Origin of the sequence: Bradyrhizobium sp. IAR9 (assembly GCF_013408065.1) — a bacterium.
GTDB lineage: Bacteria > Pseudomonadota > Alphaproteobacteria > Rhizobiales > Xanthobacteraceae > Bradyrhizobium.
Genome location: NZ_JACBZW010000002.1, coordinates 232,338 through 248,279 on the forward strand (window position 1 = coordinate 232,338; position 15,942 = coordinate 248,279).

15 protein-coding genes are annotated in these 15,942 nt (G+C 64.1%); 4 read left to right on the forward strand and 11 right to left on the reverse strand.

Annotation, left to right across the window (positions count from 1 at the left end; all coding sequences use genetic code 11):
• Positions 1 to 2: 2 nt before the first annotated feature.
• From GGD67_RS06655 to GGD67_RS06670, 4 genes are all read right to left on the reverse strand, one after another.
• Positions 3 to 695 (reverse strand): amino acid ABC transporter permease, encoded by a 693-nt coding sequence (locus GGD67_RS06655; protein ID WP_018321510.1) that lies wholly within the window; start codon positions 693 to 695, stop codon positions 3 to 5.
• Positions 696 to 698: 3 nt separating this feature from the next.
• The gene (locus tag GGD67_RS06660; protein ID WP_179731733.1) at positions 699 to 1,430 is read right to left on the reverse strand and encodes an amino acid ABC transporter permease; all 732 of its coding nucleotides are present in this window, start codon (positions 1,428 to 1,430) and stop codon (positions 699 to 701) included.
• A 115-nt stretch (positions 1,431 to 1,545) separates the two neighbouring features.
• A complete protein-coding gene (locus GGD67_RS06665; protein ID WP_018321508.1) occupies positions 1,546 to 2,457 on the reverse strand; it encodes an amino acid ABC transporter substrate-binding protein in 912 nt (303 codons plus the stop codon).
• Between the two features lie 101 nt (positions 2,458 to 2,558).
• Positions 2,559 to 3,944: a M20 family metallopeptidase gene (locus GGD67_RS06670; protein WP_179731735.1), complete on the reverse strand. Its 1,386-nt coding sequence runs from the start codon at positions 3,942 to 3,944 to the stop codon at positions 2,559 to 2,561.
• Between the two features lie 274 nt (positions 3,945 to 4,218).
• Here GGD67_RS06670 and GGD67_RS06675 point away from each other — a divergent pair, with 274 nt between their 5' ends.
• Entirely contained in the window at positions 4,219 to 5,598 is a 1,380-nt protein-coding gene (locus GGD67_RS06675) for an LLM class flavin-dependent oxidoreductase (RefSeq protein ID WP_179731737.1), read from the forward strand.
• Positions 5,599 to 5,760: 162 nt separating this feature from the next.
• On the opposite strand, the gene GGD67_RS06680 is transcribed toward GGD67_RS06675, so the two are convergent.
• From GGD67_RS06680 to GGD67_RS06695, 4 genes are all read right to left on the reverse strand, one after another.
• Entirely contained in the window at positions 5,761 to 7,422 is a 1,662-nt protein-coding gene (locus GGD67_RS06680; protein WP_018321505.1) for a thiamine pyrophosphate-binding protein, read from the reverse strand.
• A gap of 262 nt (positions 7,423 to 7,684) precedes the next feature.
• A complete protein-coding gene (locus GGD67_RS06685; protein WP_179731740.1) occupies positions 7,685 to 8,188 on the reverse strand; it encodes a GFA family protein in 504 nt (167 codons plus the stop codon).
• A gap of 125 nt (positions 8,189 to 8,313) precedes the next feature.
• Positions 8,314 to 9,441, reverse strand: a complete 1,128-nt coding sequence (locus GGD67_RS06690) for an alkene reductase (RefSeq protein ID WP_179731741.1) — start codon at positions 9,439 to 9,441, stop codon at positions 8,314 to 8,316.
• Between the two features lie 117 nt (positions 9,442 to 9,558).
• Complete coding sequence (locus GGD67_RS06695) at positions 9,559 to 11,055, reverse strand: aldehyde dehydrogenase family protein (protein ID WP_018321502.1); 1,497 nt, start codon at positions 11,053 to 11,055, stop codon at positions 9,559 to 9,561.
• 182 nt (positions 11,056 to 11,237) lie between these two features.
• On the opposite strand from GGD67_RS06695, the gene GGD67_RS06700 reads away from it, so the two are divergent.
• Positions 11,238 to 12,083: an SDR family NAD(P)-dependent oxidoreductase gene (locus GGD67_RS06700; RefSeq protein ID WP_179731743.1), complete on the forward strand. Its 846-nt coding sequence runs from the start codon at positions 11,238 to 11,240 to the stop codon at positions 12,081 to 12,083.
• 159 nt (positions 12,084 to 12,242) lie between these two features.
• On the opposite strand, the gene GGD67_RS06705 is transcribed toward GGD67_RS06700, so the two are convergent.
• The 3 genes from GGD67_RS06705 to GGD67_RS06715 form a co-directional block, all read right to left on the reverse strand.
• On the reverse strand, positions 12,243 to 12,449 hold the full coding sequence (locus tag GGD67_RS06705) for a hypothetical protein (protein ID WP_179731745.1): 207 nt from the start codon (positions 12,447 to 12,449) through the stop codon (positions 12,243 to 12,245).
• Between the two features lie 181 nt (positions 12,450 to 12,630).
• Positions 12,631 to 12,906, reverse strand: coding sequence for a YiaA/YiaB family inner membrane protein (locus GGD67_RS06710; RefSeq protein ID WP_018321499.1), 276 nt, complete (start codon positions 12,904 to 12,906; stop codon positions 12,631 to 12,633).
• A gap of 40 nt (positions 12,907 to 12,946) precedes the next feature.
• Entirely contained in the window at positions 12,947 to 13,642 is a 696-nt protein-coding gene (locus GGD67_RS06715) for a PspA/IM30 family protein (RefSeq protein WP_179731747.1), read from the reverse strand.
• Between the two features lie 103 nt (positions 13,643 to 13,745).
• On the opposite strand from GGD67_RS06715, the gene GGD67_RS06720 reads away from it, so the two are divergent.
• Both GGD67_RS06720 and GGD67_RS06725 read left to right on the forward strand, forming a co-directional pair.
• On the forward strand, positions 13,746 to 14,354 hold the full coding sequence (locus GGD67_RS06720; RefSeq protein ID WP_092255429.1) for a TetR/AcrR family transcriptional regulator: 609 nt from the start codon (positions 13,746 to 13,748) through the stop codon (positions 14,352 to 14,354).
• A 169-nt stretch (positions 14,355 to 14,523) separates the two neighbouring features.
• The gene (locus tag GGD67_RS06725; RefSeq protein ID WP_179731749.1) at positions 14,524 to 15,795 is read left to right on the forward strand and encodes a DUF892 family protein; all 1,272 of its coding nucleotides are present in this window, start codon (positions 14,524 to 14,526) and stop codon (positions 15,793 to 15,795) included.
• The last annotated feature ends 147 nt before the right edge of the window (positions 15,796 to 15,942 follow it).

Consider the following 15,942-nt stretch of genomic DNA (forward strand, 5'->3'; position numbering starts at 1 on the left):
CTCTATCGAATGATGGCGATGCGCGCCTGGAGGCGACGAACGCCGAAGGACGCGATACAGGAAATGGTGAAGTAGACGACCGCTGCGAACAGATACATTTCGACGAGACGCCCGTCGCGTTGCGCGACCTTGCTCGCCGCTCCCAGGAAGTCCGTGATCGAGAGGACATAGACCAGCGAGGTGTCCTGGAACAGCACGATGGTCTGCGTGATCAGGACCGGCAGCATGTTGCGGAAAGCTTGCGGCAACACGACGTAGCGCATGGTCTGGGCGTAGGTCAGGCCCAGCGCGCTGGCCGCGGCCGGCTGGCCGCGCGAGATCGACTGGATGCCGGCGCGCATGATCTCGGAGAAGTACGCCGCCTCGAACATGATGAAGGTGATGAGCGAGGACGCGAACGCGCCGACGCTGATCGGGCGCGAGGCGCCGGTCAGCCACTGCCCGATATAGGGCACCAGGAAGTAGAACCAGAAGATGACCAGCACCAGCGGCAGCGAGCGCATGAAGTCGACATAGACCCCGGCGATCCGGCCGAGCAGCTTGAGGCCGGACAGCCGCATCAGGGCGAGCGCCGTGCCGAAGACGAGGCCACCGAGGGCTGCAAGGCCCGTCAGCGTCAGTGTGAACGTCATGCCCTCGTAGAACAGATAGGGCAGCGCGCGGCGGATGACGTCGAAATCGAGATTGCCGAACATCGCTTATTTCCCCGTGATGTAGCCGGGGATCGCGACCCAGCGCTCGAGGAAGCGCATCGCGGTCACCACGATGGCGTTGACGAGGAGATAGAGGATGGTCGCGGCGGTGAAGGCCTCGAACACCTGGAACGAGAATTCCTGCATCGAGCGCGCCTGTCCGGTCAGCTCCAGCAGGCCGATGGTGATCGCCACCGCCGTGTTCTTGATGGTGTTGAGGAATTCGGACGTCAGCGGCGGCAGGATGATGCGGAACGCCATCGGCAGCAGCACATAGCGATAACCCTGCGCGGTGGTCAGACCCAGCGCGGTCGCCGCCATCTTCTGCCCGCGCGGCAGTGAGCCGATGCCGGCCTGCAGCTGCACGGCCACGCGCGCCGACATGAAGAAGCCGACGCCGATCGCCGCCGTCCAGAACGGCGCGTTCGGCAATTGCTTCAGCCAAATGCCGGCGGCCTTCGGCAGCAGCTCCGGCAGCACGAAGAACCACAGGAACAGCTGCACCAACAGCGGCATGTTGCGGAAGAATTCGACATAGGCGAAGCCGAACCAGTTCGCCCCCTTCGACGGCAGCGTGCGCATGACGCCGACGATCGAGCCGGTGATCAGCGCGATGACCCAGGCCAGCGCCGCGGTTTTCAGGGTCAGCGCCAGGCCCGACAGCAGCATGTCGAGATAGGTGCCCGTCCCCATCGGGTTCGGCTGGAAAAAGATTCCCCAGTTCCAGTTATAGTTCACGTGTCCCCCGCGCGAACGCGCCAGTCAGAGATATCCTGGCCGCCTATGCAAATGTCCGGCCACCCCTGTGTCAAGAGTGGCCGGACATGATCCCGATCGAAAGATCGAGGTTATCTTACTTATAGTCGTCCGGGTTCGGCGAGTCCGTCGGCTTGGCGAACTCGTTCTTCAGCTCGGCCGAGATCGGCGTGTTGAGGTTCAGGCCCTTCGGGGGGATCTTGGCGGTGAACCACTTGTCATAGATCTTCTGGGCCTCGCCGGACGTATAGAGCGCCGCGGTCGCCGCATCGACCACCTTCTTGAAGGCGGCATCGTCCTTGCGCAGCATGATGCCGTAGGGCTCGGGCTTGGAGAATGCGTCCTTGGAGATGACGTAGTCGTCCGGCGACTTCGAGCCGGCGACGAGGCTGGCGAGCAGGATGTCGTCCATGACGAAGGCGACCGCGCGGTCGGTCTCGACCATCAGGAAGGCTTCGGCGTGGTCCTTGGCCGGAATGATGTTGGCGCCGAGCTTTTTCTCGACGTTGGCCTCGGTCAGCTGCTTGATGTTGGTGGTTCCCGCGGTCGAGACCACGGTCTTGCCCTTGAGGTCTTCGATCGACTTCAGGCCGCTCGACTTCTTGAAGACGTAGCGGCTCGCGGTCAGGTAGTGGGTGTTGGTGAAAGCAACCTGCTTCTGGCGCTCGGCATTGTTGGTGGTCGAGCCGCATTCGAGGTCGATGGTGCCGTTCGCCATCAGCGGGATACGGGTCGCCGACGTCACCGGATTGAGCTTGACCTCGAGCTTGTCGAGCTTGAGCTCCTTCTTCACCGCGTCGACGATCTTGTAGCAGATGTCCATCGCAAATCCGACGGGCTTCTGATTGTCGTCGAGATAGGAGAAGGGGATCGAGGAGTCGCGGAAGCCCAGCGTGATGGCGCCGGTGTCCTTGATGTTCTTCAGCGTGCCTGTCAGCTCCTGGGCCCCGGCCTGGCTGACGGCGAAGGTCGCGGCGAGCGCGAGCCCAATGCTACGGAAATGTTTCACTTTTTTGGTCCCCTTTCAGGATGATGCGGCCCGGATGCAAGCACAGATTGGGCCGGATTAGAATGTGACTTTCGGCTGGCTTGCGGCAGAGGTTAATGGGCTCAGGTCAGCGGCTTGGGCAATTCCCCGAGATCCCAGAACAGGCCGGCCATCACCGTCAAGGCTTCTTCCGTCAATGGCAGCAGGATGTGCTCATTGGGCGCATGCTGGGAGCAGCCGGGATAGGAGTGCGGGACCCAGATCGTCGGCAGACCCAGGATCTCGGAGAATACGTCGTTGGGCAGCGAGCCGCCGAAGTTCGGCAGCACCGCCGGCGGCTTGCCGGTGGTCTCTTTCACCGAATCCGCCGCCCATTTGATCCAGGGGCTGTCGAAATCGGTGCGCGATGCAGCAAAGCTCTGCGCCGCCCGCACCTCGACCATCGAAAAGCCCTTCTGGACAAGATGCGCGCGGATCGCCTCGATCAGGCCGCCGACCTCGGTGCCGACCACGAAACGCAGTTGCAGCACAGCATTGGCATGGCCCGGAATGGCGTTGGCCGGCTTCTCGATATTGCCCGATGACATCGCCAGCACTTCCAGCGTGTTCCAGGCGTAAAGCCGCTCGGCGGCCGACAGCCCCTCCTCGCCCCAGTTCTCGGCAAGCGCCGGCTCGTCCTCGGTCGGCACCACCTGTACGTCGGCAAGATAGCTGCGGATCTGGTTGGTGAGGCGCGGCGGCTTCAGGGCGTCGAGCTGCAGGCGGCCGTGGCCGTCGACCAGCGTCGAGATGGCATTCACCAGAATGGTCGCGGGGTTGGCGAGCACGCCGCCCCAATTGCCGGAATGGTGGCCGCCATCGCGCAGGTTCACATCGAGATGAATGCGGATGCCGCCGCGGCATCCCAGGAACAGCGTCGGGCGGTCGGCGGACAGGCGCGGCCCGTCGGAGGCCATGAACAAATCGGCCTTGAGCGCGTCGCGATTGAGGTCGCACACCTTGCCCAGATCGGGCGAGCCGATCTCCTCGCCCATCTCGACGATGAACTTGGCGTTGAAGCCGAGCTTGCCGCCACGGGCGTCTCGCACCGCGCGGAGTGCCGCCATGTTGATGCTGTGCTGGCCCTTGTTGTCGGCGGTGCCGCGGCCATAGAGCCGCGTGCCCGCAACCGTCGTGCGCCAGGGATCGCGGCCCTCGCGCCACTCGCCCTCCATGCCGTCGACGACGTCGCCATGGCCGTAGATCAGCACGGTGGGCGCTGAGGCGTTTTCGTGATGCTCGGCGAACAGGAACGGCGACTTGCCACTCGGGGACTCGACGATGCGGCTGGTAAAATCCAGCGCGGCAAACGCCGGCTGCATCTCCTGTTCCAGATAGGCGCGCAGCTCGGCGCCGCGCGAGGGATTCTGGCTTTCGGTCTTGAAGGCGACGCGGCGGTCGAGTTCAGCGAGGAACGCACCGGATTTGAAATCCTCGTGGGCGCGGGCGATGGCGTCGGCTCTGGTCATGACTTGCTTTTCGAGACTTTGAGACAAAGGACCCTACCCGAGACAGGTGGCCCTTCGAAAGTGGCGGGGACGTCGATAGTTCTTGGAGTTCTCTTGAACTTCTCTTGTAGTTCTCTTGGGATTTCGTTCTTGCTCTCTTGAGACTGGCTTGCCAAGGGCGGCAGCCCGCTGATTTTGGCCTTGCCAAGCGCAGGTTATATGCAAGAACTTCGCCAAGTTCGGGCGCACATCTACCATTCGAAGAGCGCTCAGTATAGAGCGCCGGGGAACGATCATGGCCAAGCAGATCAGGCTCAATGCCTTTGCGATGAATTGCGTCGCGCACCAGTCGCCGGGCCTGTGGACTCATCCGCGCGACCGCACCGCCGAGTATAACCGCCTGCCTTACTGGATCGATCTTGCCAGGACACTGGAGCGCGGCCGTTTCGACGGGCTGTTCCTGGCCGACGTGCTCGGCGTCTACGACGTCTACGGCAACAGTCCTGACGCTGCCTTGCGCAACGCAGCACAGACGCCGTCGAACGAGCCGCTACTGCTGCTCTCGGCGATGGCCGCGGTGACGAAAGACCTCGGCTTCGGCGTCACCAGCAATCTGTCGTTCGAGCCGCCCTATCCGTTCGCGCGGCGGATGTCTACGCTGGACCATCTCACCGAGGGGCGGATCGGCTGGAACGTCGTCACCGGCTATCTCGACAGTGCCGCGCGTGGCGCCGGCAAGGACAAGCAGACCGGGCATGACGACCGCTACGACATCGCGGACGAATATATGGAGGTGGTCTACAAGCTCTGGGAAGGGAGCTGGGAGGACGACGCCGTGCTGCGCGACCGCAAGCGCGGCATCTTCACCGATCCCAGCAAGGTTCACCGCATCAATCACGAGAGCGCGAACTACCGCATCAACAACACCATCCATCTCAGCGAGCCCTCGCCCCAGCGCACGCCGGTCCTGTACCAGGCCGGCACCTCGCCGCGTGGCCGGCAGTTCGCGGCCAAGCATGCCGAATGCGTGTTCATGTCGGGACCGTCGGCCAAGATCATCGGGCCGCGCGTCGCCGCGATCCGCCAGGAGGCCGCCGCGGTCGGCCGCGATCCGGCTGAGATCCTGATGTTCAACATGATGACGATCATCCTCGGCAACACGGAAGCGGAAGCTGCGGCGAAATACGCCGACTACCGGTCGCATATCAATCCGGAAGGCGCGCTGGCTCTGATGTCGGGATGGACCGGCATCGACTTCTCCGGCTACGAGCTCGACCAGCAGGTGCGTCACGTCCAGAACGACGCCGGCCGCAGCGCGCTCGACAACGTCACCCGCGGCGATCCCGACCGCGTCTGGACCGTGCGCGACGTCATCGAGCATGTCGGCATCGGCGGCGCCGGCCCTGTCGTGGTCGGCACGCCGGAGATGGTCGCGGACAAGATCGAGGACTGGTTCGAGAAGACCGACGTCGACGGCCTCAACGTCGCGTTTGCGATCTCGCCCGGCGATTTCGAGGATATCGCCGACATGCTGGTGCCGGAGCTGACGCGGCGCGGACGGTACAAGTCGGAATACGCCAAGGGCACGCTGCGGGAGAAGCTGTTCGGCGCCGGCCGCGCAAGGCTGGATGCGCCGCATCCGGCGGCCGGATATAGGGTGGGGAGGAAAAGGTAGTTGCCACGTCCTAGGTGTCGTCCCGGCGAACGCCGGGACCCATACCCCCAGGGAGTGGTTTGGCGAAGACTCGTTGTTCGGGATTAGGTCTGTCCGCAATCGATAGATCGCGCGGTATAGGTCCCGGCGTTCGCCGGGACGACGCCGTGGAGGCAGCCTGCCCTACACCTTCCCGTCCACCATCACCTCGATCAGCTTCGTCCCCGGCCGGCCAAACGCCGACGCCAGCGTCGCCTTCAGCTCGCGGGGATCGCTCACCTTGATTGCCTCGCAGCCGAGCGCCTTGGCGACGCCGGCGAAATCCACGGGCGGATCGACGAAATCCATGCCGACATAATTGTCGTCGCCGTGGAAGGCGAGCAGGCGCTGCTTGATGATGCGGTAGCCGCCATTGTTGACGATGACGACGTTGAGCGGCAGCTTGTGATGCGCCGCGGTCCATAGCGACTGGATCGAATACATCGCACTGCCGTCGCCCGAGAAGCAGACGACCGGACGATCAGGATTGGCGATGCTGGCGCCGACCGAGGCCGGCAGGCCCCAGCCGATGCCGCCCGAGGCAAGACCGTGATAGCCGTAGCGATCGCGATGCGGCCGCAGCGCCGTCACTTGACGGCTGGAGGTGAGGCCTTCGTCGACCAGGATGGCATTGTCAGGCATGGCCTCGACCATCTGCAGCACCAGGAAGTCCGGATCGATTGGCGTGCGGCCAGCGCTCTTGCCGATCTGCTCGACCAGCGCCGCGCGGCGTGCGGTCCAGTTCTTCGGCGCGAGTTCGGCGAGACGCTGCTTGGCGCGGCTCGCCAGTGTCGCGCCACCCATCTCCTTCAGCACCGGGATCAGCGCGCGCAAGGTTTCCTTCAGATCCGCCTTCAGGGCGATCTCGACGCCATAGTTCTTGGCGATCTCCCAATCGACGAGGCCGATCTGCACGACACCGAGACCATCCGGCAGCGCATCAACCTCGCTATAAACAGACATCCGCAACGGATCGCCGCCGAGCGCGATCAGGAGGTCGTATGGCGCAAGCGTATCGCGCGCGACCTTCTGCACGCGTGCCAGCGTGCCGACAAAGCTCGGGCTCTCCGACAGGAAGTGCGAGCCATAGGGCGTTGAGGATTGAAAGGCCGCCGCGCCGAGCAGTTCGGCAAGTTCGGCGGCCTCCTTCAGCGCATCGCTCTTGACCACCTCGTCCATGGTGACGATGACGGGGCGCTCCGCCCTGAGCAGGCGCGCAGCAAACGCCTTGAGCGCTTCGTCCGACGGTCTCGTCCGCGCGTCGATGCGGGTGGAGCGGCCGAGATCGATTCCGGCTTCGCTGTTCAGGATGTCGCCGGGCAGCGAGATGAACACCGGCCCCGTCGGCGGCGTCGTCGCAATCTTGGCGGCACGGCGCACGATGCGCGGCAGATCCTCCAGCCGCGTCACCTCCACCGCCCATTTCACCAGGGGTTCGGCCATGCGCACCAGCGGGCCATACAGCACTGGCTCCATCAGGCCATGTCCCTGCTCCTGCTGGCCGGCGGTCAGGATCATCGGCGTACCCGTGAACTGGGCGTTGTAGAGCGAGCCCATGGCGTTGCCGAGGCCGGGCGCGACATGAACGTTGCAGGCGACGAGTTTTCCCGAGGCGCGGCTATAGCCATCGGCGATCGCGACCACCAGGCTCTCCTGCATCGCCATCACATAGGTGAGGTCGGGATGGTCCTTCAGCGCATGCATGATCGGCAGCTCGGTGGTGCCGGGGTTGCCGAACAGATGCGTGATGCCTTCGTCCTTGAGCAGCGCGAGAAAGGCGGAGCGGCCGGTGATCTTGTTCTTCATGTTTCCTCCAGGAGCGGACGTTGCCGCAAGGACGGCGCCATGATGGCCGAAGTCGCGGGAGGCGCGCAAGGAAGCGTGGTCATGGCTGCGTTGCGCGGGCGCACAAACCGTACTCTCGTGTCCCGGACGCGACGCAGCGCGCAGCGGTGCGGCGCAGAGCCGGGACCCAGTTGCTCGCCGCATTCTGCATGGGCCCTGGCTCGGCGGAGCGTCACTTCGTGCCGCACCGCGTCCGGGGCACGAGAGCGGAGTACGTTGCGCGCTACATTTCCTCCCGCCCCAGCTCGAACGGGTCCTCGCCGCCTGCCCGCTTCTTCTTTTTCGACCGCTGCCAGACCACGCCCGGAAATCCCTTCAGCGGCACCAGCGGCTCGCCGGTATAGGCCCATTCCTGCAGCTCCTCGATCGCGATGTGATAGAGCGGCTGGCGGCCGGTGCGTTCCCTGAAGAGCGCACGCGGGATGTTGACCATGTGCGGACCGCGCGGACGTTCATAGGCAATCGGCGTCCCGCATTGCGAGCAGAAGCTGCGCGTGGTCCTGGTGGACTTGTCCTCGTAGCGCGTCAGCGCCGTCTTGCCTGACGTAATGCGAAACCGCTTCTTCCAGCTGCCGACATAGGTCGCGTACGCCGCGCCGTGAGCGCGGCGGCTGGAGGCGGAGTGATCGTGCCAGGCCCAGCGCGCAGGGATATCGATCTCGAAGGTGACCTTGCCGCAGAGGCATTGCCCGGTGGCGAGGCCTGCGGCGGCTGCGGCTTTGACCATTTGTGTTTTCCCTGCGGTCATTCCGGGATGGTGCGAAGCACCAGACCCGGAATCTCGAGATTCTCCGGTGCGCAATTGCGCACCATAATTCGATGCTCCGCATCGCCCCGGAATGACGGAAGAGGTCAGGCCGGCGTCAGCTCGTCATAAACAGGATAATCCGTATACCCCTTCTCCTCGCCGCCATAGAACGTCGCGCGGTTGTACGGCGTGATCGGATAGTCGTGCTGCAGGCGGCGCGGCAGATCGGGATTGGAGATGAAGATGCGGCCGAAGGCGATGATGTCGGCGTGTCCATCGGCGATCGCCGCATTCGCGGTCTCGCCGGTAAAGCCGCCAGCGGTCATCAGCACGCCACCGTAGAGCGGGCGGAACAGCAGCATCGCCGACGGCACATTCTGCCAGTTGACTTCGGCGCGACCCGAGCCGCTCGATCGCGGCTCGATGAAGTGCAGATAGGCGAGGCCGAGCTTGTCGAGCGCCTTCACCACGTGGGTGTAGAGCGGCATCGGATCGGGCTCGCCGGAATCATTGGCTATGCCATGCGGCGACAGTCGCACGCCGACGCGGTTCGCACCCCAGACGTCGATCGCGGCCTGCGTGATCTCGAGCAGCAGCCGCGCGCGGTTCTCGATCGATCCACCATATTGATCGGTGCGCTGGTTGCTGCGTGATTGCAGGAATTGCTCGAGCAGATAGCCGTTGGCGCCGTGGATCTCGACGCCGTCGAAGCCGGCCGCGAGCGCATTCTTCGCGCCCTGCCTGAAGGCCTCGACGATACCCTTGACCTCCTCGGTCTCCAGCGCGCGCGGCGTCTCATAGTCCGAGATCTTGCCGTCGGCCGTCATCGCCTTCATGCCCTCGGCCTTGATCGGGATCGCGGAGGCCGAAACCGGCAGCTCGCCGCCGTGGAACGAGGAATGCGAGACGCGGCCGACATGCCAGAGCTGGAGGAAGATGATGCCGCCCTTGGCGTGCACGGCATCCGTCACCTTGCGCCAGCCGGCGATCTGCGTTTCCGAATAGATGCCGGGCGTCGCGGGATTACCGCGGCCGTGCGAGAGCACCGGCGAGGCTTCGGCGATGATCAGGCCGCCTTGCGTCGCACGCTGGCCGTAATATTCGGCGTTGAGCGGCCTCGGAGAAAAGCTCGCGCGCTCGGCCCGCATGCGTGTCAGCGGCGCCATCGCCACGCGATGCGCAAGCTTGTACGGCCCGACCTGCAACGGTCTAAACAACGCCTCGAATTTCATGCTGACCCCGAATTACTTTGGAAGGATGCGGATCATATAGCGAGGGGCGGCCCCCGGAAAAGGCGCCGCCCCACAAAAGCAGATATTCCCTCTCGCGGAAGGCGGAGAGCACAGCCGCTAGGCCGTCTTGACCCAGACGGCCTTCACGTTGAGATATTCCTCGACATGCTGCTTGCCGGACTCGCGGCCATAGCCGCTCATCTTGTAGCCGCCGAAGGGCACGGCCGGATCCATGGCCTGGTAGCAGTTCACCCACACCGAACCGGCACGCAGCGATTTTGCGACCGCATGCGCTTTGCTGACGTCGCGCGTCCACAGGCCCGAACCGAGGCCGAAGGTGGTGTTGTTGGCGCGCTTGACCAGCTCGTCCATGTCCTTGAATGCGATCGCGGAGATGACGGGGCCAAAAATCTCCTCCTGCGCGATGCGCATGTTGTCCTGAACGCCCGCGAACACGGTCGGCGAGACGAAGAAGCCCTTCGACAATGCCCCCTCGGTGACGCGGCCCCCGCCGGCGAGCGCCTTCGCGCCTTCCTTCTGGCCGATGTCGAGATAGCCGGTGACGCGCTCGAGCTGTTGCTCGGACACCAGCGGGCCGATCTGCACATTGGGATCGAGACCGTTGCCGACCTGCAGCTTCTTGCCGAACTCGGCGACGCGGCCGACGAACTCCTCGTAGATCGACTGCTCGACGAAAAGGCGCGTGCCGGCGCTGCAGATTTGCCCCGAATTGGCAAACACCGCCATCGCCGCGCCGGGCACTGCGGCGTCGAGATCGGCGTCGGCGAACACGATGTCCGGCGACTTGCCGCCGAGCTCGAGCGAAACACGCTTCAAGTTGCCGGCGGAGGCGCGGATGATCGACTGACCCGTGACGTGCGAGCCGGTGAAGGCGACCTTGTCGACGTCATGATGCGAGGCGAGCGCGGCGCCCGCGGTCTCGCCATAGCCGGGCACGACGTTGACGACGCCGGGCGGAATGCCGGCCTCCATCGCCAGCTCGGCGATGCGCAGCGATGTCAGCGGCGCCTCTTCGGCGGGCTTGAGCACCACGGTGCAGCCGGTCGCGATCGCCGGGCCGATCTTCCAGATCGTCGCGGTCAGCGGGCCGTTCCAGGGAATGATGGCGCCGACGACACCGATCGGCTCCTTCAGCGTGTAGGAGAAGATTTCGCCGGGCAACGAGTTCTCGATGGTCTCGCCGTGGATCGCCGTGGTCTGGCCGGCGTAATAACGCAGCATGCCGACGGCGCGCAGACGATAGGCCCGGGTGCGGCTGAGAGGCGCACCCATGTCGAGGGTGTCGAGCTGCGACAATTCGTCGAAATTCTTCTCGACGAGATCGGCAAGCTTGAGCAGCAGATTCTGCCGCTCGAACGGTTTCACTTTGCTCCAGGGGCCCTCGAAGGCGCGGCGAGCGGCGGCAACCGCACGATCGATGTCTTCCTTGTCGCCCTCGGCGACGGTTGCGAGCAATTCGCCGGTGGCGGGGTTGTGAGTCTCGAAGCGCTTGCCTGAGGCTGCGTCAACCCACTTCCCGTCGATCAGCATCTGCTTGTAGGACCCATTCGCGAACGGATGGCGCGTGATCGGAATAGCCTGCGACACAGCCATGGCTGCACTCCCTGTCAGGTGATTTATTGGTTCGATCTGGGCGGGATCGTTGGGATGAAGGATACAGCCGTGCCGGATAGGCGTAAAGGCAGCACCGAACGAAGACCTCCCATGCCAACTTGTGCAGGGTCGGAGTGCTGCCATGTTATAACGCGACGAAGAGTCCTCCCCGGAGATGATCCATGCCACATCCCGCCATCGTCAAAGACAATGTCGCCGTGATCACAGGTGGCGCATCCGGAATCGGATTTGCCGCCGCCGCAGCGTTCGCGCGCGCCGGCATGAAGGTGTGTATCGCGGACGTGGACCAGAAGCGGCTGGCGGACGCTGCGACAAAACTGTCATCCGTCACGGTTGCCACAAACGTGATGACCTTCGTCGTCGATGTCAGCAGCGCGGAGAGCGTGACGGAACTGGAACACGCCGTGGCCGCGCAGTTCGGCGGAACGGACCTGCTCATGAACAATGCCGGCATCCAGCCGGGCAGCACGCTGTTCGGCGAACCCGACAATTGGCAGCGCATCATCGCCGTCAATATGTGGGGCATCATCAACGGCTCGCGCATCTTCGCGCCCAACATGATCGCACGCGGCAAGACCGGCCTCATCATCAACACCGGCTCGAAGCAGGGCATCACCACGCCGCCGGGCGATCCCGCCTACAATGTCTCCAAGGCCGGCGTGAAGGCATTTACCGAGGCGCTTCAGCACGAGCTGCGCAACATGAGAGACTGTCGCGTCACGGCACATTTGCTTATTCCCGGCTTCGTCTTCACCGGCCTCACCGCGAAGGGGCGCACCGAAAAGCCGGCCGGCGCCTGGACGCCGGAGCAAACGGTCGATCTCATGCTGGCGCGGCTGGAGGTGGGCGATTTCTACATCCTGTGCCCGGACAACGACGTGCCGCGAGCGCTCGACGAGAAGCGCATGCAATGGGCCGCCGGTGACATCGTCGAGAACCGCCCGCCGCTGTCGCGCTGGCACCCGGATTACGCGGATGCGTTCACCAGGTTCGTGGAAGGGAAATAACTGTCAGACCCTCATGGTGAGGAGCGCGCCCTTGCGCGCGTCTCGAACCATGCAGGCCCGGCTGCAGCAGCCCGGCCTCGATCCTTCGAGACGCCCGCTTTCAGCGGGCTCCTCAGGATGAGGGTTGGAGTGTTCGCGGCGCGGTAAGTCGCAACCGCCCTACAGCGTCTCTTGCTGATGCCCGCAATTCTTGCAGGCGAACTTGACCCGGGTCTGGCCTTTTTCCGCCTGGACCCGGTTCGGCGCGCCGCACTTGCCGCAGACGGCCTCGATGCGGGTCGAGCCCTGCTTGACGACGATGGACTTCTTTTCCATCGATTCGCGGATCAGGCGCTCGGCCTCCTCACGCAGCGATTGTTTCGACAAAGCTCGTCTCCGCCTCTGGAAAGCGCGAGAGCCATAACGCACCTGCGTTCGAAGTACAATGCGGGATGCGGATCGGAAGGCCCGTTCAAAACGTCATTCCGGGTGGTCGCAGACGCGAGAGCTGCGGCGCGACGCTCCGCGGCTCTCTTGCTCGTCGTCCGATTGGCGCAAGGCACATTCTTCAAGCCGCCTTGGAAACCTCCATCAGCAGCCGTTCGGCCTTGGCATCCTCGATGCGGTTCACCAGCCGGCTGCTCTCGTGATTGTCGCGCACGGTCTTGGTCAGGGTGATGCAGGTCTGGATCAGCATCACGATGCCCATAGTGAGATAGCCCTTCATCCAGAGGTCGATCGGCAGGAAGAAGATGCCGATGGCAATGAGGAACGCGGAAGCCGCGAAGGACGCGTAAGTGAAGGTCACCCAGGCGCTGCTATGGGGTTGGCCGTTCTGGTTCATGATCGTCTCCTGTTGGTTCGAATGATGATGGGGTTGGGGATCACGCGGTCGGCGCGCGCTTGGACTTCAACCGGACCAGCACGTCGTCCGCAGTCGTCTTCAGCCGGGGGCCAAAACCCTGCTCGGCGAGTCTCTCGGCGGTGGCGAGCGGACCGGTGGCTGCATCGAGCTCGACCAGCGCATCATCGGCCGCCTGGGCCTCCACCTGCCGCTCGCGCAGGCGCCGCAGGGTGCTCTCCGCCTCCGGCAGCGTGGATTCGTAAGGGCGTGCCGCCTCGATGCCGCTGCGGCGAAGCGAGCGCACCGCCTCCGAGGCGCGGGCGACGCGGCGGCCGCGATCGAGCTCGGTGATGCGGGCCTGCGCGCTTGCGACATGCCGCTTCAGCCGGGCGATCTCGGTCGCGAACAAGGCGCGGGCCGTCATCGCCGCATCGCGGTCGGCCTCCAAGCCTGCGATGGCTTCGGCAGCGTCCCTGGCGAGATCCTCGCGGCCGCCGTCGAGCGCCGCGACCGCGCGCGTCTCGAGATCGGCAATGCGGGCGATCGTCGCCTCGAGCTTGCGGCCTTCCTGCTGATCCTGCGCGATCGCCAGCGCCAGCGTCCGCTTGCTGCGCTCGACGGCGGCTGCCGCATCCCGCATCTGCTGGTCGAGGATCAGAAGGGCAGTTCGGTCTTCCAGCTCTTCGCCGGCGGCGGCCACGCTGCCGCGGAAAAGTGTCACGACGGTCTTGAACATCTGTTGCTCCCTGTTATGAGCGTTGCTCACAGAACCTTTGTAGCAACAACCTTGAACATTGTTCAAGAGAAATTTGAGCAACGCTCAAGAATTTTGCCGACATATGTCTAAAGCCTTGGAACGTCGAGAGAAACTTCGATCCGCGCTCATCCTGGCGGCGGAACGGATGATCGCGGACCGTGGTTTGTCAGGGCTGAAAACCCGCGATCTCGCCCGCGAGATCGGCTGCGCCAATGGTGCGGTCTATAATCTCGTGGCCGACATGGACGAGCTTATCCTGCGTGTGGGGTCGCGCACGTTGCTCCGGCTCGACGAGGCGCTGAGCGTGGCGGAAGGCGCGGGCGTCCCCTCGCCGCAGGAGACGCTGGTCCGGATCGCCATCGCCTATTGCGATTTCGCGGCGGAAAATCTCCAGCTCTGGCGCGCGCTGTTCGAGCACCGCATGGAGGCCGACAAGGTCGTCCCCGACTGGTCCGTCGCGGATCAGATGCAGCTGTTCCGCCACATCTACCAGCCGCTGGCCGCGCTGTTTCCAAAGCGCGGCCAGGAGGAGCTCGGCATCACCGCGCGCAGCCTGTTCTCGGCGGTGCATGGCATGGTGGCGCTGGGGTTGGAGCAGAAGCTGGTCGCCGTGCCGCTACCAGCGCTGCGCAAGGAAATCGCAGGCCTCGTGCGCGCGATGATTGACGGACTGATCGCGCGGGCGCCGTAGAACCGCGCAGCAGCGGGATCGTAGAGATCTCGCCTGCACCAACGAACGTGCATATGCGCTCCGCTTCACACCTTCGCGCAACACCGGATCTGAATCTCGACGAGAGTAGGAACGAACATTCCGAGGGTCGGTTGACGCGCATAGTTTCCCTCAGAGCGCGAGCCCTCCCATGTATCACCACGTCAAAAAACTGATGTTCACCGTGCGTGTCGACGAACCCGATCCCCGCTTCGGCAATATGCTGCTCGAGCAGTTCGGCGGCGCCAACGGGGAACTCGCGGCCGCGATGCAATATTCGATTCAAGGTTTGAATTGCGAGGACCCCGACCGCAAGGATCTCTTGATGGATATCGGCACCGAAGAGCTCAGCCATCTCGAAGTCGTCGGTTGTCTCGCACGGATGCATCTTGCGCCTTCGAAGAACGACCGCCAGGCGGCGGAAGCCGATCCGCTGATTGCGATCGCCGGCGGCGGCGGCGTCAACCTGTTCAATTCGCAAGGCAATCCCTGGACCGCCGACTATCTCAAGATCACCGGCGAGCTCGACGTCGACCTCCGCAGCAACATCGCCGCCGAAGCGCGCGCGAAGATCGTCTATGAACGGCTGATCAATTTCTGCGACGACGCCGGCAGCAAGGACGCACTCCAGTTCCTGATGACGCGGGAGATCACTCATATGAAGGCGTTCGCGCGAGCGCTCGAAAGCCTGTCGAAGCCGGCCTTCAGCGTCGGCAGGATCGCGCCGACGCCCGGCCTGGTGAACCAGTACTTCAACGATTCCACCGGCAGCGGTGAGCACGGCGAAATCGACACCCGCGGTCCCTGGAACGAGGGGGAGGACTGGGTGTTCACGGAATCGCCCGCGCTGCAGTCCGCCGATCCCGGCGCCGGCACGCCGATCGTCACGGAGAGCTCACCGCCCGTCGACGAAGCCGGCCTGACCGATCTGCTGCTCCATGAACTGCGCGACATTCTCCATGCCGAGAAGCAGTTGACCAAGGCGCTTCCCAAGATGGCGCAGGCCGCCCGCTTCGACCAGTTGCGGGAAATGTTCGAGCAGCATCTGGCCGAGACCGAGAATCAGATCGAGCGCATCAACGAATGCTTCGAGCTGCTCGGCGAGAACGCGCGCGCCAAGCCTTGCAAGGGCATGATGGGCCTCATCGAGGAAGGCCAGGAGGTCATGAAGGAAGGCGAAGAAAAAGAGGACGCAGCCGCCGACCTCGCACTGATTTCTGCGGCTCAACGCGTCGAACATTACGAGATGTCCGGCTATACCACCGCACGCAACCTGGCACAGCAGCTCCGGCATAGCGCAGTGGTCGCCCTGCTCTCCAAATCCCTCGCCGAAGAGGAAAACGCCGATCTCCTGCTCAATCAGGTCGCGCGATCGCTGATGTCGGTTGCGAAGATGCCTGCCGCACTGGAGCAGGCCGAATAGGAAGCGCCTGGCGCAACGCACCGGCGCACTGAATGAAACCGCCTCGCGCCGTCGCGTGAGGCGGCCGGCCATGGATACGGTACGATCACTCGTGCCGGTGGCACACACCTTGCCTCTCGATACCGGACAATTGCCGGACAGGAGGCC

What these genes read in the sequence shown, in the direction of transcription:
- GGD67_RS06655 (WP_018321510.1), bottom strand. Translation starts at nt 695, where the DNA reads ATGTTCGGCAATCTCGATTTCGACGTCATCCGCCGCGCGCTGCCCTAT.
- GGD67_RS06670 (WP_179731735.1), bottom strand. Translation starts at nt 3,944, where the DNA reads ATGACCAGAGCCGACGCCATCGCCCGCGCCCACGAGGATTTCAAATCC.
- GGD67_RS06675 (WP_179731737.1), top strand. Translation starts at nt 4,219, where the DNA reads ATGGCCAAGCAGATCAGGCTCAATGCCTTTGCGATGAATTGCGTCGCG.
- GGD67_RS06680 (WP_018321505.1), bottom strand. Translation starts at nt 7,422, where the DNA reads ATGAAGAACAAGATCACCGGCCGCTCCGCCTTTCTCGCGCTGCTCAAG.
- GGD67_RS06685 (WP_179731740.1), bottom strand. Translation starts at nt 8,188, where the DNA reads ATGGTCAAAGCCGCAGCCGCCGCAGGCCTCGCCACCGGGCAATGCCTC.
- GGD67_RS06690 (WP_179731741.1), bottom strand. Translation starts at nt 9,441, where the DNA reads ATGAAATTCGAGGCGTTGTTTAGACCGTTGCAGGTCGGGCCGTACAAG.
- GGD67_RS06695 (WP_018321502.1), bottom strand. Translation starts at nt 11,055, where the DNA reads ATGGCTGTGTCGCAGGCTATTCCGATCACGCGCCATCCGTTCGCGAAT.
- GGD67_RS06700 (WP_179731743.1), top strand. Translation starts at nt 11,238, where the DNA reads ATGCCACATCCCGCCATCGTCAAAGACAATGTCGCCGTGATCACAGGT.
- GGD67_RS06710 (WP_018321499.1), bottom strand. Translation starts at nt 12,906, where the DNA reads ATGAACCAGAACGGCCAACCCCATAGCAGCGCCTGGGTGACCTTCACT.
- GGD67_RS06715 (WP_179731747.1), bottom strand. Translation starts at nt 13,642, where the DNA reads ATGTTCAAGACCGTCGTGACACTTTTCCGCGGCAGCGTGGCCGCCGCC.
- GGD67_RS06720 (WP_092255429.1), top strand. Translation starts at nt 13,746, where the DNA reads ATGTCTAAAGCCTTGGAACGTCGAGAGAAACTTCGATCCGCGCTCATC.
- GGD67_RS06725 (WP_179731749.1), top strand. Translation starts at nt 14,524, where the DNA reads ATGTATCACCACGTCAAAAAACTGATGTTCACCGTGCGTGTCGACGAA.